14 protein-coding genes and 1 tRNA gene are annotated in these 20395 nt (G+C 68.9%); 8 read left to right on the top strand and 7 right to left on the bottom strand.

Features of this window, described 5'->3' with window-relative positions; translation table 11 throughout:
* Window positions 1-6 precede the first annotated feature (6 nt).
* Genes ACRDTB_RS11905 through ACRDTB_RS11890 form a run of 4 tightly spaced genes read right to left on the bottom strand, consistent with a single transcriptional unit; the run spans window position 7 to window position 4421 of the window.
* A complete protein-coding gene (locus ACRDTB_RS11905) occupies window positions 7-522 on the bottom strand; it encodes a type II toxin-antitoxin system RatA family toxin (RefSeq protein ID WP_431430168.1) in 516 nt (171 codons plus the stop codon).
* Entirely contained in the window at window positions 515-1795 is a 1281-nt protein-coding gene (locus ACRDTB_RS11900; protein ID WP_431430167.1) for an aspartate aminotransferase family protein, read from the bottom strand. The genes ACRDTB_RS11905 and ACRDTB_RS11900 overlap by 8 nt, the downstream gene beginning before the upstream one ends.
* 5 nt (window positions 1796-1800) lie before the next feature.
* On the bottom strand, window positions 1801-2937 hold the full coding sequence (locus ACRDTB_RS11895; RefSeq protein ID WP_431430166.1) for an acyl-CoA dehydrogenase family protein: 1137 nt from the start codon (window positions 2935-2937) through the stop codon (window positions 1801-1803).
* Window positions 2937-4421: an aldehyde dehydrogenase family protein gene (locus ACRDTB_RS11890; protein ID WP_431430165.1), complete on the bottom strand. Its 1485-nt coding sequence runs from the start codon at window positions 4419-4421 to the stop codon at window positions 2937-2939. The genes ACRDTB_RS11895 and ACRDTB_RS11890 overlap by 1 nt, the downstream gene beginning before the upstream one ends.
* A 328-nt stretch (window positions 4422-4749) precedes the next feature.
* Between ACRDTB_RS11890 and ACRDTB_RS11885 the strand changes: the two genes are divergently transcribed.
* The 3 genes from ACRDTB_RS11885 (at window position 4750) to ACRDTB_RS11875 (ending at window position 6338) form a co-directional block, all read left to right on the top strand.
* Window positions 4750-5754 (top strand): bifunctional lysylphosphatidylglycerol flippase/synthetase MprF, encoded by a 1005-nt coding sequence (locus ACRDTB_RS11885; RefSeq protein ID WP_431430164.1) that lies wholly within the window; start codon window positions 4750-4752, stop codon window positions 5752-5754.
* 10 nt (window positions 5755-5764) lie between these two features.
* Window positions 5765-5850, top strand: a tRNA-OTHER gene (locus tag ACRDTB_RS11880).
* Between the two features lie 32 nt (window positions 5851-5882).
* Window positions 5883-6338, top strand: a complete 456-nt coding sequence (locus tag ACRDTB_RS11875; protein ID WP_431430163.1) for an SRPBCC family protein — start codon at window positions 5883-5885, stop codon at window positions 6336-6338.
* Between the two features lie 419 nt (window positions 6339-6757).
* Here ACRDTB_RS11875 and ACRDTB_RS11870 read toward each other — a convergent pair whose 3' ends face one another.
* From ACRDTB_RS11870 to ACRDTB_RS11860, 3 genes are all read right to left on the bottom strand, one after another.
* On the bottom strand, window positions 6758-7255 hold the full coding sequence (locus ACRDTB_RS11870) for a GNAT family N-acetyltransferase (protein WP_431430162.1): 498 nt from the start codon (window positions 7253-7255) through the stop codon (window positions 6758-6760).
* A gap of 10 nt (window positions 7256-7265) precedes the next feature.
* Window positions 7266-7964, bottom strand: coding sequence for a thioesterase II family protein (locus ACRDTB_RS11865; protein ID WP_431430161.1), 699 nt, complete (start codon window positions 7962-7964; stop codon window positions 7266-7268).
* A 108-nt stretch (window positions 7965-8072) separates the two neighbouring features.
* On the bottom strand, window positions 8073-8555 hold the full coding sequence (locus ACRDTB_RS11860) for a hypothetical protein (protein ID WP_431430160.1): 483 nt from the start codon (window positions 8553-8555) through the stop codon (window positions 8073-8075).
* 723 nt (window positions 8556-9278) lie between these two features.
* On the opposite strand from ACRDTB_RS11860, the gene ACRDTB_RS11855 reads away from it, so the two are divergent.
* From ACRDTB_RS11855 to ACRDTB_RS11835, 5 genes are read left to right on the top strand one after another with little or no spacing between them, the layout of a single operon-like run.
* Complete coding sequence (locus ACRDTB_RS11855) at window positions 9279-10451, top strand: cytochrome P450 (RefSeq protein ID WP_431430159.1); 1173 nt, start codon at window positions 9279-9281, stop codon at window positions 10449-10451.
* 26 nt (window positions 10452-10477) lie between these two features.
* Complete coding sequence (locus ACRDTB_RS11850; protein ID WP_431430158.1) at window positions 10478-12136, top strand: condensation domain-containing protein; 1659 nt, start codon at window positions 10478-10480, stop codon at window positions 12134-12136.
* A gap of 35 nt (window positions 12137-12171) precedes the next feature.
* Window positions 12172-15558 (top strand): amino acid adenylation domain-containing protein, encoded by a 3387-nt coding sequence (locus ACRDTB_RS11845; RefSeq protein ID WP_431430157.1) that lies wholly within the window; start codon window positions 12172-12174, stop codon window positions 15556-15558.
* Window positions 15555-19154 carry a type I polyketide synthase gene (locus ACRDTB_RS11840; RefSeq protein WP_431430156.1) on the top strand — a complete coding sequence of 1200 codons (3600 nt, stop codon included), beginning with the start codon at window positions 15555-15557 and terminating at the stop codon, window positions 19152-19154. Before ACRDTB_RS11845 ends, ACRDTB_RS11840 begins: the two co-directional genes overlap by 4 nt.
* Window positions 19141-20382 (top strand): MFS transporter, encoded by a 1242-nt coding sequence (locus tag ACRDTB_RS11835; RefSeq protein WP_431430155.1) that lies wholly within the window; start codon window positions 19141-19143, stop codon window positions 20380-20382. The genes ACRDTB_RS11840 and ACRDTB_RS11835 overlap by 14 nt, the downstream gene beginning before the upstream one ends.
* The last annotated feature ends 13 nt before the right edge of the window (window positions 20383-20395 follow it).

Raw genomic sequence — 20395 nt, 5'->3', positions numbered from 1 at the left:
GTCCCCCTACGCACTCATCGCCCTGGCCGCCTTGTGGGCGGCCAGCCGAGCCGCGACCGCGGCGGCGACCGCCGGGTCGTCCACCACGGTGGCCGCACCCAGCAGCTGGCACACGATCAGCGCGATGCCCTCCTTGAGGACCTTGGTGGCGACCGGTTCGAGCACGCCCGCCAGACTGGGGATGCCGAAGTCGAACGTCGCCTCGAACGTGACCTCGCAACCATCCACATGCGACTCGACGAGCCACGTGCCGCGGAAGACCTCGAAGTCGCCCGTGGTCTGCTCGAACACGATCCGACGCAACGCGGGCTGGACGTAGTCCACTTCGGACCAGCGGAGCGGGCCGTTGCGGAAGAAGATCTCCCAGTCGCTGACCATCGGCTCGCCGGGCTCGCGCGTGTGCACGACGACCGAGCGGACCTCCTCGACGAAGTCCGGGTACCGCTCGAACTCGGTGATCCGCCGGAAGGCCAGGTCCGCATCGGCCGCGGTGGATCGAAGTTTCAGCTCCAGGCTACGCATCGGTGTGCACCTCGTACTCTGGGTTGCGGTCAGCGACCAGCCGGACAGCCAGTTCGAATCGTTCGACCAGGAAGTCCACATCGGACTCGGTCATCACAGCCGGCGGGGTGAGCCGAACGACGTAGTCGGAGTTGAGCGAGAGATTGGCCACCACCTGGTTGCTCACGAGCGCGATGAACAGGTCGGCAGCCAGGGACGGGTCAGCGAACTCGATGCCGATGAGCAGGCCGGCGCCGCGCACGGCCGTGTGGTGGTGCGGCAGCCGTTCGGCCGTGATCAGCCGGAACCGCTCGGTGAGCAGGCCACCCAGCTCGGCGGCTCGTGCCACCAGGTCGTCGTCCCGGATCGCGGTGATCGCGCCGCACACCGCGGCCATCGTGATGGGCGCCGCCGAGAAGGTGGAGGTGTGCAGGACCGGATCCCGGTCGAGCACCGAGAACACCTCGTTCGTGGTGATGGCGGCCGACACCGGCACGACGGCGCCGCCGAGCGCCTTGCCCGACAGCAGGATGTCCGGGCGCACGCCCTCGGCGTCCGCGCCCCACCAGTGCCCGAGCCTGCCGAGGCCGGTCTGCACCTCGTCCACGATCATCAGCGCGCCGTACTCCGAACACACCGCGCGGACTGCGGAGAGGTAACCGGACGGCGGGATGAGCACACCACCCTCGCCCTGGACGGGTTCCACGATGACGGCGGCCTCGCCGGGAGCGCGCTCCAGCACGGCGGTCAGAGCGGGCACGTCGCCGTAGGGCACGTGCGTGACGTCCGGCAGCAGTGGCCGGAACGGCCGCTGGAAGACGTCCCGGGCGGTGAGGGACAACGCGCCCATGGTCTTGCCGTGGTAGCCGCCGGTCATGGACACGAGCTGGTGCCTACCGCCCAGCCGCGCCAGCTTGATCGCCGCCTCGGTGGCCTCGGTGCCGGACGAGGCGAAGTGCACCCGCTCCAGCCCGGCCGGGACGACCGACATCAGCAACTCGCTCGCCCTGGCCGCGACGGGCTCCAGGAAGATGCGGGTGCCGACCGGGTGGGTGTTCAGCTGCCGCGCCACCTCGGCGACGACGGCGGGATGCCGGGCTCCGGTGATGAACACGCCGTAACCGCCCGCGTTGAAGATCTTCTCGCCGGAGCTGGTGGTGATCCAGGCGCCGGACGACTCGACCTCCACCTGACCGCCCATGAACTCGGCGAGTACCGCTTTGCCGGTGCTCATCGTGCGCCGGTAGACCGAGGAGATCCGTTCGGCGTCCAGCAGGGTGTTGTGGTCGGCCATGTGCCTCAGTCGATCCGCAGTACGTCGCCGGCGAACGTCGCGGCCAGCGCGCGCGCCGTGCTGGCACGGGACGGGGGATGGAACTTGACGCACTGGGCGGCGGCCACCAGGTAGGCGATCTCCGGGGAGGAGATGAAGGCCATGCCGCCGAGCGCCTCGACGGCCCGGCCCGCGACCTCCACGATTGCGTCCTGCGCGCCGTAGCGGGCGATCATGGTCTTGGTGAGCGCGGCGTTGTCGGTCTCCCCAGCCATGAGCTGCCTGGCGATGCCCTCCAGGAGCAGGGTCGCCGTCTCCAGCCGCACGCCCATGGCCGCGGCGAGGTCCTGCCCGAGCTTCTTGCTGGCGAACGCCCGCTCCACCAGCGCACTCGCCATCCCCAGATAACACGAGGTGATCAGCATCTCGAACCACATGAAGCCGACCGTCTGCAACTCGTCCAGCTCACCGCGGTCGCCGACCTCGGTGGGCACGAGCAGGCGGTCATCCACGAAGACGTCCGTCATGCGAACCTCGTCGCTCTCCGCGCCGCCCAGGACGTTGCTGGCCCAGAACGGGTGCACCGAGATGCCCTCGGTCTTCGCGGGCACGAGCATCATCACGACCTCGGAGCCGCCGCCGTCCTTGGGCACCGAGACACTCGCCGACAGCAGGTCCATCGACCGGGACATGCTGCACGGGCGCTTGGAGCCGTTGACGACGATGCCGCCGTCCCTGCGCACCGCGCCCACGGTCGGCGACAGGATGCCCTGACCCGGGTTGCCTTCAGCGAAGCCGGACGACACCAGCAGGTTCTGCGTCGCGATGCCCTCCAGCAGCGCCCACTCCACACCGCTGGAACGCAGGCTGTCGGCGAGGGTGAAGATCGTGGCCACCGAGAAGTGATGCATCGTCGAGGCGACCGACAGCGACGGCGCGGCCGCCGCGATCGCCCGGGTGATCTTGACGGCCTCCAACGGCGACGCGCCGGAGCCGGAGTAGCTGGTTGGGATCACCACGCCGGGACCGCCGGTCGCCTTGAACAGCTCCAGACCCGGGTTGCCCGGTTTCTCGAGCTCCAGGAATGGTGTGTCGGACAGTTTGGACAGCAGGCCGGGCAGATATGCGTCGCACACCTCACGTGCCTCACCGAGCGTGCGCATCACGCCGCTCCTCCCGTTTTGGCCGAGGACTCCGGGTCCACGACGATGGAAATACCCTGGATGTGCGTGGTGCGAAGCACCGGAAAGTTGGCCTCACCGAACGCACCTCCGGTCAGGCCGGTGCCGCCGTGCGACGGAAGCGGCGGGGTGAAAGCGATGTGCGAGTCGTTGACCTTCAGCAGGCCGCCGCTCGTGACCTCGTCCACGTACCGGTCGATCACCGCCTGGTCGGTGGCCCACAACGAGTTGCGCAGGCCGTACAGGTTGGTGTTCACGAAGTCGACGAACTCGTCGAACAGGGTTTCGTCGTCGGCGGGTTCGGCCACCACGATCGGCAGGAGTGGGAAGAACGTCTCGTGCTTCACGGCGTCCAGCTCACGTGCCCGGCTCAGCCCGTCCATCCGCAGCACCGTGGGCTCAAGGAAGAATCCCGCGCTGTCGCGGGTGCCGTCGATCTGCATGCCGTGCCCGCCGGTGACCAACGTGGCCCCCTTGGCCACCGCGTCGGCCAGCACCCGGTCGAACTTGTCGTGCCGCAACACCGGTGACAGCAGCACGCCCTCTTCGTCCGGGTAGCCGGGATGCAACGCGCTCGCCCTGTCGACGACCCTGGCGATCAGGTCATCGGCCACGTCCGGGTGCACCACGGCCTGGTTGGGCACCATGCACAGCTGCCCGGAACCGTAGAAGCCCTCGACCAACGCCGCGGCGGCGCCGTCCAGGTCGGCGTCCTTCCACACCACGACGATGTCGTTGCCCGCCAGCTCCAGGATCGGCTTCTTGCCGACCTCGACGCACCGGCGCTCGATCTTCAGGCCCACCGGTACGTCGCCGAAGTATATGATGTCGTTGACGTCCGGGCTGTTGATCCAGGTCTCCAGCATCGGCCCGGGGTGCCCGCAGACGACGTTGAGCGTGCCGGGCGGCGCGCCGAGCTCGTCCAGGACCGGCGCCAGCAGCGTGCGGATGACGTGGGTGATGCTGTACGGCGCGGTCCGCGGCGCGCGCACCACGACGCCGTTGCCGCCCGCCAGGCTCGTCGCGCCGAGCAGCGCGCTCACCAGCGGGGCGTTCGCGGGCGGGTTGACGCACACGACGCCGTCGGCAGCCCGCCGCACGATGTTGCGGCGGCCGTCGATCGTGAACTCCTGTCGCATCTGGGTACGCAGATAGGCGGCGGTCTCGGGCCGGGTGAGCGCGCGCATGCCCGACATCTCCCACCTGGCCAGTTCCAGCGGGTGACCTTCGAGGACGAGCATCCGGACGAACTCGTCCTCGTACGTGCGGATCGTCATGTGCAGCAGTTCCAGCCACCCGTCCAGCCGGGTGGACAACGGCTCACACCGCCAGATCCGCGACGCCTCGGCCGCGGCGGCGACGGCGTCCAGGACGGTTTCCTTCTCCGCCAACGAAACCCGGCCGACGACGATCCCCTCCGGCGCGTCGCGGGGTGAGAGCGCACCGGATTCGAGCCTCCGCTTCAAGGTCAGGCTTGCGAACGAGTCGTCCAACACAGCCCGGGGGGACAACGCGTACACCCACTGGCCGCTCTCGACATCCTTTCCCCGTACGAAACTGCCCAGTGACGGAATGGAGTGGGAATCCTGTGCAATCAACGTGCCCCCAGGTCTGGGTCCGGAAGTCCTTGGACGTGTGCGGCCGGACGGTCGATGATCCGGAGCGAGTATCGACACCACGTCTGAAAACTCCCTGACGTCGCCGTGAGGCGGGCGCCGGCCGGAAATAAGGGCCGCGTCAGAACGGCCATCTACCGTACGTCCCGTCGGGCTGGCCAACGGTTGGGGGCGGCGCATGGAGGTACCGGAGCGGGTGCGGTCAGGCAACCGGACGAGCAGGCTCACCGCGCTTGAGCACCACGCGGACAACCCGAACGGGTTCCTCGCGCTCAACGAGGGCAACGAGTACTTCACCGCACCCGGTATCGACGGCTACATCTGCTACCGGACCCATGGCAGGCGCTGGATGCAGTTCGGTGGCCCGTTCACCGGCCAGGACAGCAGGCACGAGCTGGAGTCGCGGTTCCTCACGCGGGCACACGCGGACAAGCGCAAGGTCGTGGCGGTGCAGCTCCAGCGTGCCGACGCCGAACTGCTCGCGGGTCTCGGACTGACGGTCAACCAGATCGGCGCGTCCTATGCCGTGGACCTGACCGGCTTCAGCCTCAAGGGTAAGCGGTTCGTCCGGCTCCGCAACAAGATCTCCCGCGCGCTGCGTGCGGGACTGGAGGTGGCCGAGGTCGATCCCGCGGACCTGACCGACGCCATCCACGACATCGATATCCGCTGGCTGCGGCAGAAAGGGAGGCACACCAGGGAACTGGCATTCCTGGTCGGCGAAATCGGGGGGCCGTGGCAGGCGCACCGCAAGCTGTTCGTTGGGCGCATCGACAACGCACCGGTCGGCTACATCTCGTTCTCGCCGGTGTACGGCACCCGTCCGGGATGGCTGCACGACCTGAGCAGACGCCTGCCGGACTGCCCGCCGGGCGTGATGGAGGCGATCAACGCACACGCGATCGACGTGTTTCGCGCGGCGGGAGTGCCGTGGCTGCACTTCGGGTTCACGCCGTTCACCAGCCTCGACACCGGGTTGCAGATGCCCACGGCGAGCCGGGCGGCTGCGCGGATCGTCCACCTGCTCGCGGAACGGGGCGACGCGATCTACCCGGCGAAGAGCCAACTCGAGTACAAGCTGAAATGGCAGCCCTCCACCATCCTGCCGGAGTACGCGGCATTCGACGGCGGGATGTCCCCGCGCTCGTTGTGGAGCCTGCTGCGGGTGACCAACATCATCTGACGAAATTCCTGGAAGGGTACTCGAAGCGGTCCAACGAGGACCTGGTCCGCCAGGTCGGGCTTGTTGCCCACGCAGGTTCGAATCCTGCCCCTTCCGCTGTCGCACCAAGGAAGAGGAGGTCACCCGACATGGGTGAGGTGTACTTCGTGGCAACCTGTGACGCCCCGGTCGAGGTGGCGTTCGAGTACCTCGACGACTACCGGCACGTGACGGACTACTGGCACGGCATGGTCAGCTACACACCGATCGGTGACCTGGACCAGGGCCTGGGGTCGATGTTCGAGGCGGTGAACAAGATTGGACCGTCCACTTTGGCCACTACGCTGAAAACCGTGGTCTGGGAGAAGAACACCCGGGTCGTCTACGAGTCAGTGTCCGGAATGGACACCACGACCGCCTTCGAGTTCTCCGCGACCGGCGAGAGCGCCTGCAGGGTCGAGATGAGGGTCCGGTTCCGCCTTCCCGGTGGCATCGCCGGACGGGCGATGGAGAAGGCGCTGGAGCCGTTCGTGGGCTCGGCGACCCGCAACACGGCCCAGAACATGGCCCGCGAGATCAACGCGTACCACCGCTCGCGGACCTGACCCACCGCGCCCGCCTGTATCTTGTGACCCGGGTCGGCGGCGCCCGACGGACGATGCGCTGGAAGCCCGTGCTTGAACGCGGTCCTAGCCTCCCCTGCATGGGTCTGCGTGCCGACTGGCTGAGCCTCGCGTCGCCCGGGATTTGCTCGCCACGGCTGGATCTCGACCCATGCAGGTCGAGTACCTGGACTTGATCATGGCCTGACCAGGCGGTTTTGCGCCCCCGGTGGGACTACCAAAGGATATGAACAGGGATGACCAGGGGTTTTGTATCGGCAGTCTGGTGATCGACTCATCCTTCGGACTGTCCGAGCCCGAGTAACTCCCGTTTGGGGGCGGGATCGCGCGGTAGTCGCCGCTCCATGGGGGCAGACTGCCTTGCCGCGTCCGGTCCCAGGAGACCGATCGCGACCATCGAGTCAGAGTCGGTAGTGGCGCGAGGGGGCGCCGTCGTAGAACTCCTCCGTGTACTCCTGGAAACCGATTCGTTCGGCCACTCCGATCGACGGTTTGTTCGCCACGTTCATGCTTGCCAGCACCGGTACCGAAGGCAGCTTGCGTCCGCGCCATCCCAGTATGGCCTGTGCCGCCTCGATCGCGTACCCGTTGCCCCAGACCTCCGGGCGGAATCGGTAGCCGAGGTTCAGCACCTTCTCGCCGTGGAAGTCCCGAACCCGGATCCCGGTCAGCCCGATCACCTCCGTGGCACCGCGATCGGTCACCGCGCAGTAGCCGAAGCCATGCTCGGCCCAGTGTGCCAGCCACGTGTCGACCAGTTCGCTCGCTTGCGCCACGTCCGGCGGGTCCGGCTGGAACCGGTTGGTGCGGGGATCGGTGTGGAGGTCGATCATCGCCTGCCGGTGCTCCTCACGAAGGGGGCGCAGGATCAGCCGCGCGGTTTCGATGTCGGTGAACATGGTGGCGAAGCTAGCGCAGCCGCCGGAGAGAAAGCCCCACCAGGGGCTGGGCGGCGCAGCGGAGCAGGGCGGCGATCGCGGGCCAGTGGTTCTGGAGGTAGAAGTGGTCACCCGGGAACGTCTCGAGGCGGAACGGGCCGGTCGTGTGTGCCGACCACGCCTGCAGGTCGGTCAGTGAGGTGACTGGGTCTTCCGTGCCGCCCACCGCGATCAGCGCGCAGTCCAGCGGTGCGTCCCCTCGGGGGCGGTAGGTTTCGCTGGCCTGGTAGTCGCCACGGATCAGCGGCAGCAGTAGTGCGCGCATCTCCGGGTGTTCGAACACCTCCGCCGCCGTGCCGCCGAGCCGGACCACCTGTTCCGTCAGCTTCTCGTCGTCCAGCAGGTGACTCGTCGTCACCTCCACGACCGACGGCGCGGGGCGGGCGGAAGCGACCAGTGCCGCCGGGCCTGCGGATCCCAGGCGTTGGGCGACCTCGTACGCGAGGATCGCGCCCATGCTGTGGCCGAAGAAGACACAAGGATCCAGCGCGGGCGGCAGGTTCTCCGCGATTCGGTCGGCCAGCTCGTGCAGGTCCGTGAGCACCGGTTCATCGTGGCGGTCCTGGCGGCCCGGGTACTGCACCCCGATCACCTGCAGGTCACCGGTGAGCTCCGCCGCCAACGGGCGGAATCCGCCTGCCGCACCGCCGGAATGCGGGAAGCAGACCACGCGGGGGACATCGTGCCCGTGTGGTTCGAGGCACTTCAGCCATACCGATGACGGAGCTGAAAGTTCGGCAACGGCTGGTTCGGATTCCACGGGGATTTCCTTCACCGGTCAGATCAAGGTGATGCGCTGGCCCGCCGTGGCTTCGGGAATGGCGGTGTAGCAGTAGGACGCCCTGATCGTCGAGACCAGTGGCGCCGCGCGGGATTCGGCGAGCAGGACCGAGTGACAGGCCGCCAGCACCTCCGCGCCACCGATCCGCCGTTCTGCACACCCAATGTAGAGCTGTGCTGCGGACATGGCGTCGGTCGACGTCAGTTCGGCGACCTCGACCGCGCCGCGTTCGTGGAACTCCCGGACCGAAGCTCCCGCAACGGAAGGGTGTTCCTGATCACACTCACTGTTCCAGCAGGTGCGCATAGCCACGGCCACGGCCAGCGCCACCGCTGACGTGACGAGGTGGATCTCGCCGTTCTGTGCCGAGGCCCTCAAGGTCAACCCGTCCGGGCTGTGTCCTACGACGATCGAGTAGAGCGAGAAGGAGTCGACCACGAAGGTCCCGGTGGTCCTCAGGAGATCATCCTCCTGTCCCATGGCGAATCTCCTCGAAATGCCGGTACCAGCCGCTTTCGCTCCTGCGCGAATCGGTTGTCTCACTCCGGGCTGTCGCGGGCGATATGGGCCGCGACCAGTCTAGCGCAGGGTGGTCCCGCTGACTCGGTGATTCGCGGGTTCGCCGCGCCTGCCCGACAGTCGGTCGTGGGAATCTTCGGCGTGAGATGGCCTGCTGCGGTGATTGCCGTGGTCGGATACCGTTCCACGCTGCCGTTCGGGTCATCTCGGGCCCCCGGTGAGCCCAAGTGACCGACTTTTTCTCTTGACCAGTCAAGACAAGCTCTGGCAGTGTCTGAGAGAGATGGGCCTACTGGGGTGGCTCGACCAAAAGAAGGAGCGAGACCGTCGTCCATGTCGCGTACTCGTAGTCGTCATGCGAGTCAAGTCGATTACCTCCGGTATCCCGAGGTGTGGCGGTCACGGCAAGCAGGGGTGATGTACTGCGCGGACCACCGAAGGGTTTGCGCTTGTGTGTAACGGTTTCTGTCGGTGCAGAGGGGTGTAGGTCTCGCACAACATGACGCGATGAGTTCACGTGTAACTCGCGCTTGTTCTCGCCAAGGTCATTTCCGATGAGCAGAGTCCAAGTGTCCGTGTCGCCTACTTTGTGCTGCGAAAAATAAGGAGCAGGTCATCTCTGTCGACTATTCCTCCGAGCCCGGGTGTCCGGTCGATTTGGGGGCGGCGAACCTCATCGACCCGATGCTCTACAGCGACGGCAACGCCTATGACATCTGGCGGGCGCTCCGTGAGCTGGACGGGCTCGACTGGCACCAGGTGGACGAAAGCCGTGGATTCTGGTCGATCGTGAAGTACGCCGACACCGATCTCGTCCTGCGGGACACCGCGACGTTCACTTCGGAGCGCGGTACCTTGCTAGACCTGCTGGGAACCGACGATCCGGCCGGCGGCCAGCAGCTCGCGGTCACCGATCCGCCGCAGCACACAGAACGGCAAGCCAGGCTGAAGAAAGCACTTGCCAGCAAGGCCGTCGACCGGCAGCGGGAGGCGATCCGCGGAAAGATCGTGGATCTGCTCGAACCGCTCGGCGACGGCGGCCTCTTCGATTTCGGCGCCGCAATGCTGGCCCTTCCGATGTCGGTCACCGGAACCATGATGGACCTGCCGGAGGAGGACTGGGCCTGGTTGAGCAGGCTCACCACGGTGTGCATTGCGGCCGACGATCCGGAGTTCCAGGACGACGGCGGCAAGGAAGCGACGCTGAAGTCCGCACACCGCGAACTGTTCGGCTATTTCCAGGACCTGATGCGGCACCGCCGTACCGTCTTGGGTGACGACCTGCTCAGCGTGCTGATCTCGACCGAGTTCGAGGGCAGGCTGATGTCCGCCTCCGAAATCGTGGCCAACTGCTACAGCCTGCTGCTCGGCGCCAATGTCACCACCCCGCACGCACCGACGTTCGTACTCGCCGAGTTCGCCGGAACCGACGTGCTCGCGGAATGGGCCGCCCATTCCGAAGTCAATGGCACCGCCTCCGAAGAGGCGTTGCGCTGGGCATCACCGGTCAACCACGTTCTGCGCTACGCGACGAGGGACGTGGAGGTGCGCGGTACCAAGATCGCCGAGGGCGATGCCGTCGTGGCGTGGCTGGGTGCCGCCAACCGGGACGAAGAGGTGTTCGAGAACAGCCACACTTTTGACATTCGCCGCAAACCGAACAAGCACCTCGCCTTCGGGATCGGGCCCCACTACTGCGTCGGGCACAGTGTGGCGCGGGTCACCGTCAGTGTTCTTTTCGAGGAATTGCTCGGCAGGTACGCCGACTTCGCCCTCGCGGGCACACCGGAGCGACTCGTCTCGAACTTCGCCTCCGGCTACAAACACGTGCCCATCACCGCGCGGGTCCGCAACTGATCACGAACCAGGCGAGGAAGGTTCTTTTGGCTAGACACGATTCGGCATCGCCGATCTGGTACACGGCCAATCCGGCGCAGAAAGGCCTGTGGGTGCTCGACCGCGTCGAGCAACTCCGGCGCACCAGCATGATCCCGACCATCGTGGAGTTCGCCTGCCCGGTCGACCACTCGCTGCTCGTCACGTCCGTTCAGCGCGTCCTCGACCGGCACCCGTCGCTGCTTTCGCGGTTCCGGCTGAACATCGAGGTCAAGCAGATCGAGTACCGCACCGACGGCGAGCCCGCCGTGGCCGGTTTCATCGACGCGGAAGCCGAGAACTGGTCGGAAGGGGAACTCGACCGGCTGCTGGAAGTCCTGTGTTACACGCCGTTCGACCTCGCCGCCGAGCCGCCGGTGCGCGCCGAGGTGATCCGGGTCGACTCCAGCCGCACGCTGCTCGTGTTCAGCGTCCACCACATCGTCTGCGACGGCTGGTCGCGCACGCTGCTGATGGCCGAGATTGCCGAGATCTACCGCGCCGCCGTCGAGGGCGTGGAACCCGCGCTCAGCTCGCCGCCGCACCCCAGCGAGGTCGTCACCATGCTGGGCCCGGATGAGGTGGCCGAGCGGCTGCCGGAGATCGTGGAGCGGCTGCGGCTCGTGCCGATGGAAGTCGAGATTCCCTTCCGGCGCACCACGGACGACACCTCGCTGGCCGGTGCGTCGCAGGCGGCGGAGTTCGACGAGGAACTGACCGAGGCGCTCATGAAGGCAGCGGCCGAGGAGGGCTGCACGCCGTTCATGACCGCGGTTGCGCTGCTCGCGGGCACGCTGGCGCGCACCGGCAGTCAGCGGGACTTCCTCTTCGCCTTCGGCTGGCCCGGCCGCGACGACCCGGCGGTGGCCGACGCGATCGGCATGTTCATGAACACCGTCGTGCTGCGGGTGCGCCTCGACGACACCACCAGCTGGCGGGACCTGTTGCGGGAGAGCAGGATCGCTGCGTTGGAAGCGTTCATCGACGGCGACGTCCCGCTGGACGCCGTGACCGCCGCGCTGCGCCCGAACCGCGACGTGATCTGGCCGCCGCTGTCGGCGATCCTGGTCAACATGACCGAGGTGCCCGACGACATGGTGCTGGCGCCTGGCCTCGTGGGCCGCCTGGTGCCGCTTCCTTCGCTGCACATGAAGTACGACCTCGGCCTGTTCGTGCGGCTGGCCGAAACGGCGGACGGCAAGCGGCTCGAACTGTCCGTGGACTACATCGAAGCCCTGTACGACCGAGACGCGATCGCCGGGTTCTTCACCGATCTCCGACACAGCGCCACCGATCTCGCCCACTCAATGGAGGACGTCGTGACCAAGCCGTTCGCTGCCGAAGCAGACCTCTCGACCGCTGAAGGGCGCATCGGCCTCGTGCGCTCCCTCTGGCAGGAGGTGCTCAAGCTCGACGAAGTCGGCGACGACGTGAGCTTCTTCGACGCAGGCGGCGATTCGCTGCTGCTCATCATGCTCGTCGAGCGGATGTGCCAGACCTCCGGCAGGCCGATCCGGACGATGGACCTCTTCCGCGCGGGCACTGTGCGGGGCCACGCCGAACTGCTCGCCGCCCCGGCGCGGAAGGCCGCTCCCAGTCCGGCAGGCGGCACCTCCCGTGACCGGTTGCTCGGTGCCGTGCGTGGCGGGACCGAGACGCAGGACTGACGCGGCCGACCGTTCCTCGTTGGGAGAGCACCACCATGACGCTTGACGATCTTGCCGTGACCGTGCTGGGTACCGGCGACAGCACCGCCTTCGGAACGCGGAGCTTCATCGAGCTCGGCGGTGACTCGCTGCGTGCCATGCGGCTCGCGGCGTTGGCGCAGGAGCGGCTCGGCGTGAAGATCACGCTGAAGTCGCTGCTCGGCGGCGTGCCGCTGGCCGACGCGTTCGCTCGGGTCGAGGTCCTCCCCGAGCCCGCCGCCGCCGAGGAGCCCGCCGGGTCGGTCCTCGCCGGGCTTTCGCACAGCCAGCTCGGGATGTTCCTGATCGAAAGCGTCACCGGGGGTTCGCCGTACAACCTGGTCTTCGCCGCGTTCGTCGAGCGGGGCACCTTGGACGTCGAGGCGTTGAAGGCGGCCGTCGACGCCACGGTCGCCCGCCACGAAGGTCTGCGGACCGTCTTCGCCGAGGGCGACACCGGGACCGTCCGGGTCGTCCTCGACGACCACACGCCGGAGTTCACCGACTTCACCCACGACGGCGAACCGGCCGATTTCGACAGCTACGTGCGGGAGACCATGGCGGTCGAAGGGCGCAGGCCGTTCGACCTCCAGGCCGCGCCCGCCGTGCGATTCCTGCACTTCGCGCACCCGGCCGGGCGCCAGGCCATCGTGCTGACCGCGCACCACATGGTTCTGGACGGTCTGTCGGTCGGGCTGGTGCTCACCGAGATCTTCCGGCGCTACCACGGGGAAAGCCACCTCGCGCCCGGCCCGCCGCTCAGCGCGTTGATCCGCCACCAGGAACAGCTGCGCGCGAGTGGGGTCTGGGACGAGCAGGCCGGGTTCTGGGCCGAGCACCTCGCCGGCTGCCCGTCCGTGCTCGAGCTGCCCGCCGACCGGCAGCGGCCGCCGGTGCAGGACGCCGCAGGGGAGCGCACCCCGCTCGACCTCGGCCCAGCCGTGAGCGCCGCCGTCACCGCCCGCGCCTGTGCGCTCGGAATCACGACGTTTTCCCTGTTGCTGGGCGCTTTCGCGCTCACGCTGAGCCGGACGACCGGAGCGCGCGGCCTGCTGGTCGGCGTCCCGCTGGTCGGCCGGGCGACCGAGGAACTGCAGGAACTGGTCGGTGTCGCGGGCAACCTCGTGCCGGTCCGGATCGATGTCGACGACTCGGCGACCGTCGCGGACTACCTGCGTTCGGTCCACCACTCGCTGACCCTGAGCATCGACCACGGGCAGCTGCCGTTCGAGGAGCTCGTCGCGCGGCTCGGCATCGAGCGCACCATCGGCTGCCACCCCCTGGTCCAGGTCTGCTTCGGTATGCACGACCAGCTCGTCCCGCAGCGCCTGACGACCGGAGCGCTCGACATCCGGATCGAGGAGGGCCACGGCGGCGGCGCGCAGTTCGACCTGACCCTGCTGGTCGGGCGGTCGAAACCGTCGCTGGCCGGGCACTTCGAGTACGCGACCGCCGTCTGGGGCGAGCGCGAGATCGACGGGTTCGGTGCGGACTTCGTCGCGGCCGTTGAGGAGCTGGCGGCGGACACCGGCGTCGCGCTCGAGGAGGTCCGCTGCTTCACGTCGGCTCGCCGGGCCCAGCTCGCCGCGGTCAACGACGTGCGCACGAACTTCCCGTGGACGTCCATGGACGCGCTGTTCCGGGACGTGGCCGCCCGCTTTCCCGACACGATCGCCGTCCGCGAGGGTGACGTCGAACTGACCTACACGCAGCTCGTGTCGGCCGCCGCGGAACAAGCGCGGCTGCTTCGCGAAGCCGGGGTCGAGCCTGGCGACCGAGTGTTGCTCGGCGTCGACCGGTCCGTCGCCGAGGTCGTGGCCCTGCTGGGCATCCTGACGGCCGGTGCCGCCTACGTCGGCGTCGACCTGAGCCTGCCCGCCGCGCACATTGGGCAGATCGTCCGGAAGGCGGGCCCTGTCGCGATCGTCACGTCGTCCACAGTGGACCACGAGGCGCTGCGGGACGTCCCGGCCGTGGGGACCTGGGACCGGTCCTGGGACGCCGCGTCCGCCGGCGCGCCCGCGGAGCTGCCCGACGCCGATCCGGCGCGGCAGGCCTATGTCGCCTTCACCTCCGGCTCCACCGGTGAGCCGAAGGGGGTCAGCATCCCGCACCGCGCCGTGATCCGGCTGGTCCACGAGGTCGACTACGTACGGACCGGGCCGGGCGAGACGATGCTGCGGCTGGCGCCGCTGGCCTTCGACGCGTCCACCCTGGAGCTCTGGGGCGCGCTGCTGACCGGCGCCACGCTGGAGGTCTACCCGGCGTACGCCCTGCCGTCCCCGACCGAGCTGAGCGAGTTCCTGCTGACGCGCGAGGTGACCGTCGCCTGGCTGACCTCCGGCCTGTTCCGGCTGGTCGAAGAGTTCGCGCCGGATGCCTTCGGCGGGTTTAGGCAGCTGCTGACCGGTGGTGACGTCGTCCCGCACGACCACGCCGCCCGGGCGCTGACCCGGCACCCCGGACTGGTAATCACCAACGGCTACGGCCCGACGGAGAACACGACGTTCACCACCACCCACACCGTCACGAGGCCCGAAGACATCGACGGCCCGCTGTCGATCGGTACGCCGGTCCCGGGCACGCGGGTCTACGTCCTCGACGAGCGAGGACGGCAGGTTCCACCCGGTGCGGTCGGCGAGCTGTACACCGGCGGCGAAGGCCTGGCCGACGGCTACGTCGGCGATGAGGCCGAGACCGCGCGGCGCTTCGGGCACTTCAGCCCCGACGTGCCGGAGCGGCTGTACCGCACCGGTGACGTCGTCCGGCTCGACACGCGGGGCAGGCTGGCGTTCCTCGACCGCGCGGACGACCAGGTGAAGCTGCGCGGCTATCGCATCGAGCTGAGCGCGATCAGCGACGCGCTAAAGGCGCATCCGCAGGTGAAGGACGCGGTCGTGATCGTGACCGGCGGTGACAGCGCCGAGAAGCGGCTGGTCGCGGCGGTCGTCCTCGCGCTGGGCTCGACGATCGGCACGGGCGAGCTGAAGGAGCTGCTGTCGGGCAGTCTGCCCGCCTACATGGTTCCGGTGCTGTGGACGGTCGTGGAGTCGATCCCGTTGACTCCCAACGGGAAGGTCGACCGGGACGCGCTGGCTGCGATTGCGGAGCCGGCAGGGAACGTCGCCGCCCCACAGGCCGAACCGGCGGCGGCCGACGAGCTGGAACGGATCGTGGCCCTGTTCGCCGAGGCGATCGAGACCACGGGGACCCACGCAGGCAGGCGTTCGCAGGTCGACGCGGACACCGACTTCTTCGCCCACGGCGGCACATCGCTCGGCGCGATCCAACTGATCCGCCTGATCAAGGAACGGCTCTCGATCTCCCTGCGGTTGCGGGAGTTCCTGCTGACGCCGACTCCTGCCGGTGTCCGTCAGCTCGCCGAAAAGACGCAGCGCCGATGAGCGTGAAAGAGCGGGCCGAGCCCGCGAACGCGATCGCCGTGGTCGGCATGGCCTGCCGGTTCCCCGGCGCGGCCGACGTCCGTGAGTTCTGGCAGCTGCTGCGTGACGGCGTCGAGGGCATCACGCATTTTGAGCCCGACGACCTGATCGCCAGGGGCATGGATCCTGAGCTGGTGCGCCGCCCGGAGTTCGTGCCCGCCAAGGGATACCTTCCCGGCTCGCGCGACTTCGACTGGCAGTTCTTCAAGTACAACCGGGCGGACGCGGCGATCATCGACCCGCAGCAGAGGGTCTTCCTCGAGTGCGCCTCCACCGCGTTCGACGACGCCGGCTTCGACCCCGGCCGGTTCGGTGGCCGCATTGGCGTCTACGCCGGATCCGACCGGACGCCGCTGGACTCGGCCGAGGAGCTGAGCCCGCTGGTGCGGGTGGTCAGCCACGAGAAGGACTTCGTCGCGACCCGAGTGGCCTACAAGCTCGGCCTCCGCGGCCCTGCGGTCACCGTGCAGACGGCTTGTTCGACGTCGCTGACCGCGATCCACATGGCGGTCCAGGCGCTGATCGGCGGCGAGTGCGACGCGGCGCTTGCGGGCGGTGTGGCCGTGTCGCCGAAGGGCGAGTGGGGCTACTTCCACGAGCCGGGCAGCGTTCTTTCGCCCGACGGCCACTGCCGCACGTTCGACGCGGAGGCGGGCGGGACCATCCCGAGCGAGGGCGTCGGCGTGGTCGTGCTCAAGCGGCTCGAGGACGCCATGCGCGAGGGCGACCGGGTGCTGGCCGTCGTCCGCGGCTCGGCGCTGAACAACGACGGCTCGGACAAGCTCGGCTTCACCGCACCATCGATCACGGGGCAGAGCGAAGTGATCCGGCACGCTCAGAAGGTGTCCGGGGTGGACCCGGCGGACGTCGACTACGTCGAGTGCCACGGCACGGCGACACCGATGGGTGACCCGGTCGAGGTGGCCGCGCTGGCCGATGCGTTCGGGTTCATCCCCGAGGACCGCGGCCCGATCTGGCTGGGCGCGGTCAAGAGCAACCTCGGGCACACCAGCGCGGCCGCAGGCGTCGCGGGCTTCATCAAGACCGTGCTCATGCTCGACCACCACAAACTGGTGCCGACGCTGCACTTCACCCGCCCGAATCCGTTGCTGGAACTGGATTCCCTACCGTTCGAGGTGTCGGTGCGCACCCAGCCGTGGCCTGAGCACGGGACGCCGACGGCGGCGGTCAGCGCGTTCGGCGTCGGCGGCACCAACGCTCACGTGATCCTGCAGGCCGCGCCCGAGCGTGAGCGACCCGATGTCGAGCCCGGCGACCGAGTGCTGATGCTGTCCGCCGCGACACCGGACGCGCTCGGCCAACTGCGCGAGAACCTGGCCGACCGGCTGGCGGCCGACGAGACCCTGACGCTGCCGGAGGTCGCGCGGACGCTGCTCGACCGGCGGAGGTACACGTGCCGCCAGACTGTCGTCGCGGCCGACCGCGCCGAAGCCGCGGAAGCCCTCCGCGCCGCGCCTGCGTCGGCGACGAAGTCCCTCGGCAAGGTCGCGTTCCTCTTTCCCGGCCACGGCGTCATCGGGCACCCGGCCGGGGCTCCGGCCTACCAGCTGCTGCCGGCGTTCCGCGCGGCCTTCGACGAGGTCAACGACTTCCTGCGCGGCGAGTACGACCTCGACCTGACGCCGCTGGTCACGCCGAACACGCCGCGCGAATGGTTCGATGACTTCGTCCGGCACCAGGTCTGCCTGTTCGCGCTGCCATATGCCCTCGGCCGTCAGCTGGGCGCGTGGGGGATCGAGCCCGCCGCGCTGGTCGGTAACAGCGTCGGCGAGTACGCGGCCGCCGCGCTGGCCGGGATGTGGTCCCTGGCCGACGCCGCCGCTCTCGTCCACGAACGGGCACGGGCGATCCTCGCCATCGAGCCCGGCCGGATGGTGGCCGTCGCCGCGCCGTTAGACGAGGTCGCCCGCCGCGTCGACCTTGGCGGAGAGGTGGCTGTCTCGGCGATCAGCCGCGGTGGTGTGGTGCTGTCCGGGACCCTCGCGGCGGTCGAGGAACTGCTGGCAGGCGCCGCACTCGACGGCCTGGACACCCGGGTCCTGAACGTCGAGCGCGCGGGCCACTGCGCCCTGCTCGCGCCCGCGGGCGACCGGCTCACCGAGCTGATCACCGCGACTCCGGCGCACGCACCGCAGCGGCCGATGGTCCTCAACACCACCGGCGGCTGGGCCGATCCGGCCGCGATCACCGGTCCGGAGTACTGGGCCGAGCAGGTCTGCCTGCCCGTCCTGCTCGATGACTGCATGCGGACCCTGCTCGACTCCGATTGCCGGACGTTCCTCGAGCTCGGCGCGGGCAGCTCGATGCTCGGCGTGTTGCGGCTGCGCGACGAGTGGGACGCGAACCGCAGCGGAATTCCGCTGCTCGGCCGGGCGGAGGACGGTGACCGCGGTCTGCTGCGTGCGCTGGGCACGCTGTGGGAGCACGGCGTCGACACTCTCGAGGAGACGCTCGCGCCCGCCGACGAGCGGCTGGTCCACGTCTCGCTACCGGGCCACCCGTTCGCGGCCCGTGACCCCGAGGCCGACGACGAACCGGTGGCCACTGCCGGAGCCGCCCACCGCGACCCGGTGCACGCCCTGCTCGACCGGCTGTGGTGCGGCGCGCTCGGCGTGTCCACCGCCGCCCGGGAGGACCACTTCCTTGAGCTGGGCGGCGAATCACTCATGGCGCTGCAGCTCATGCGGCAGGTCCGCGACAAGCTCGGCGTGGTCGTCCCGGCCGCGGAGTTCATGCGGCTGCCCACGTTCGGGAACCTGCTCGACCTGGTCGACCAGCGGCGTGACGACGACGAACCGGCGACCCAGCTGGGCGCGGTCGTGCTGCGCGAGGGCATCGGCAGGCCGCTGTTCCTGGTCGCCGACGCCGCCGAGTCATCGCTGAGCTACCTCGAACTCGCCGGGCACCTCGACGGCGCTCGTCCCGTCTACGGCCTGGAACCCCGGGGCACTGGGTCACGAAAGTCCATAGAGGACAGTGCGGCGCAGCACCTCGAAGTGCTGGTGCGCCTCCAGCCGGCCGGGCCGTACACCCTCGGCGGCTGGTCGTTCGGCGCGGTCGTGGCGCACGAGATGGCCGCGCAGCTGATCGCCCGCGGTGAGCGCGTCGACCTGCTCGTCTGCCTCGACGCCTATGTGCCCGGCCGGCCGGGGCGGTGGATCGGCGCCGACCCCGGGTTCGTGTCCGGCCACCTGCGGCTGATGGCGAGCTCCGTGCTCGGCTTCGGCGAGGTCGGCGTCCAGGCCAAGCGCAACTCCGCGCTGCCGCGCCTGCTGCTGGACAAGTTCCTCGTGCTCTCGCGGTACCGGCCGCGTCCGGTGGACTGCCGGGCGCTGGTGCTCAAGGTGGCGGTGAGCCCGCGCGAGGCCGAGGAGCTGGGCCGCGCCATCGAGACCTTCTACACCGGCGGAGTCACGGTGCGGCCGGTCGGCGGCGACCACTGGTCGATGCTCAGAACCCCGCATGCCGAGGAACTCGCCGCGGAACTGCTGGGGGCGCTCCCGGAGACGGAAGGAGCAGGCCATGGCAGTCACTGAGAGGCCCGAGGTCGAGGCGAAGAGGCCGTCCCTGCTGCGCAACAAGTCCTTCCAGGCGCTGTGGAGCAGTGAGGCGCTGGCGGGCATCGGCGAGAACGCCGCAGGCGTCGCCTACCCGCTGCTGATCCTGGCCACCACCGGCTCGGCCGCCTACGCAGGCGCCGTCGGTTCGGCGCAGCTGCTGGCCCAGGGCGTGATGTCGTTCTGGGGCGGGATCCTCGCCGACCGGCTCGACCGCAAGCGGCTGCTGTTCGTCTGCGGGCTGGTCCGCGCGGTCCTGCTCGCGGTGTTCTCCGTGCTGATCCTCACCGGCCCGGTGAACATCTTCGTGACCTTGGGCATCGCGATTGTCTCGTCGTGCTGCTTCGGGTTGTCGATGCCCGCCGGGATGGCCATGATCAAGCAGCTGGTCCGGCCCGACCAGGTCGGGCAGGCCACCGCGCAGAACCAGGTCCGCTGGTTCGGGGCGATCACCGCGGGACCGTCCATCGGCGGCGCGCTCTACGGTGTCGGCCGCGCGCTGCCGTTCCTGGGGGCCTGCTTCTCGTTTCTGGCCTCGGCCCTGCTGATGCTGTTCGTCCGGCGTACGCCGCGGCCGGAGACCCCGGCCGGGGGCGGCAAACACCTGCTCGGCGGATTCCGCTACCTGGTGCGGGATCCGGTGCTGCGGCCGCTGATGACCAGCGTGATCCTGTCCAACCTGGCCTTCAACACGGTCGGGATGACGCTCGCGGTGATCGCCACGGGCAAGGCACGTGGCGCGTCCGAAGCGTTCATCGGCATGACAGTGTCGGTCGCCGGGGCCGGGGCACTGGTCGGCGCGCTGCTGGCGGGTTTTGTCATCAAGCGCGTCCGGCCGTCGTATATCTTCATCGTTGGCTACTGGATCGGTCCGGTCGCGGCGGTGCTGCTGATGACCGTGCCCGGCGTGCTGCCGCTGGGCATCATCGTGGCCTGCGTGTACTTCCGCGGCCCGGTGATCAACGCGTCGTTTCTCACCTACACCACCAGGACCGTTCCGGACGCGCTGCAGGGCCAGGTGCTCGGCGCGATCGTCTCGGCGTCCACGATCGTCTCGCCGATCGGCGTGTTCGCGATCGGCGCGATCTTCGACGCGTGGGGCCCGAACTGGGTGTTCGCCGTGATCGGCGTGGTCGCGACGCTGGGCGCGCTGCCGACGTTGAGCCGGGGGATCCGGACCCTGAACTCACGGGAACTGTTTCAGTGAACGAAGGCAAAAG

The sequence above is a fragment of the Actinophytocola sp. genome (genome assembly GCF_050699935.1).
Lineage (GTDB): Bacteria > Actinomycetota > Actinomycetes > Mycobacteriales > Pseudonocardiaceae > Actinophytocola.
Note: the sequence above shows the minus strand (reverse complement) of the source record. Positions and strands in the feature narration are given on the sequence as shown.

What these genes read in the sequence shown, in the direction of transcription:
- ACRDTB_RS11855 (WP_431430159.1), top strand. Translation starts at nt 9,279, where the DNA reads ATGCTCTACAGCGACGGCAACGCCTATGACATCTGGCGGGCGCTCCGT.
- ACRDTB_RS11870 (WP_431430162.1), bottom strand. Translation starts at nt 7,255, where the DNA reads ATGTTCACCGACATCGAAACCGCGCGGCTGATCCTGCGCCCCCTTCGT.
- ACRDTB_RS11900 (WP_431430167.1), bottom strand. Translation starts at nt 1,795, where the DNA reads ATGGCCGACCACAACACCCTGCTGGACGCCGAACGGATCTCCTCGGTC.
- ACRDTB_RS11905 (WP_431430168.1), bottom strand. Translation starts at nt 522, where the DNA reads ATGCGTAGCCTGGAGCTGAAACTTCGATCCACCGCGGCCGATGCGGAC.
- ACRDTB_RS11875 (WP_431430163.1), top strand. Translation starts at nt 5,883, where the DNA reads ATGGGTGAGGTGTACTTCGTGGCAACCTGTGACGCCCCGGTCGAGGTG.
- ACRDTB_RS11835 (WP_431430155.1), top strand. Translation starts at nt 19,141, where the DNA reads ATGGCAGTCACTGAGAGGCCCGAGGTCGAGGCGAAGAGGCCGTCCCTG.
- ACRDTB_RS11885 (WP_431430164.1), top strand. Translation starts at nt 4,750, where the DNA reads ATGGAGGTACCGGAGCGGGTGCGGTCAGGCAACCGGACGAGCAGGCTC.
- ACRDTB_RS11895 (WP_431430166.1), bottom strand. Translation starts at nt 2,937, where the DNA reads ATGCGCACGCTCGGTGAGGCACGTGAGGTGTGCGACGCATATCTGCCC.
- ACRDTB_RS11845 (WP_431430157.1), top strand. Translation starts at nt 12,172, where the DNA reads ATGACGCTTGACGATCTTGCCGTGACCGTGCTGGGTACCGGCGACAGC.
- ACRDTB_RS11860 (WP_431430160.1), bottom strand. Translation starts at nt 8,555, where the DNA reads ATGGGACAGGAGGATGATCTCCTGAGGACCACCGGGACCTTCGTGGTC.
- ACRDTB_RS11840 (WP_431430156.1), top strand. Translation starts at nt 15,555, where the DNA reads ATGAGCGTGAAAGAGCGGGCCGAGCCCGCGAACGCGATCGCCGTGGTC.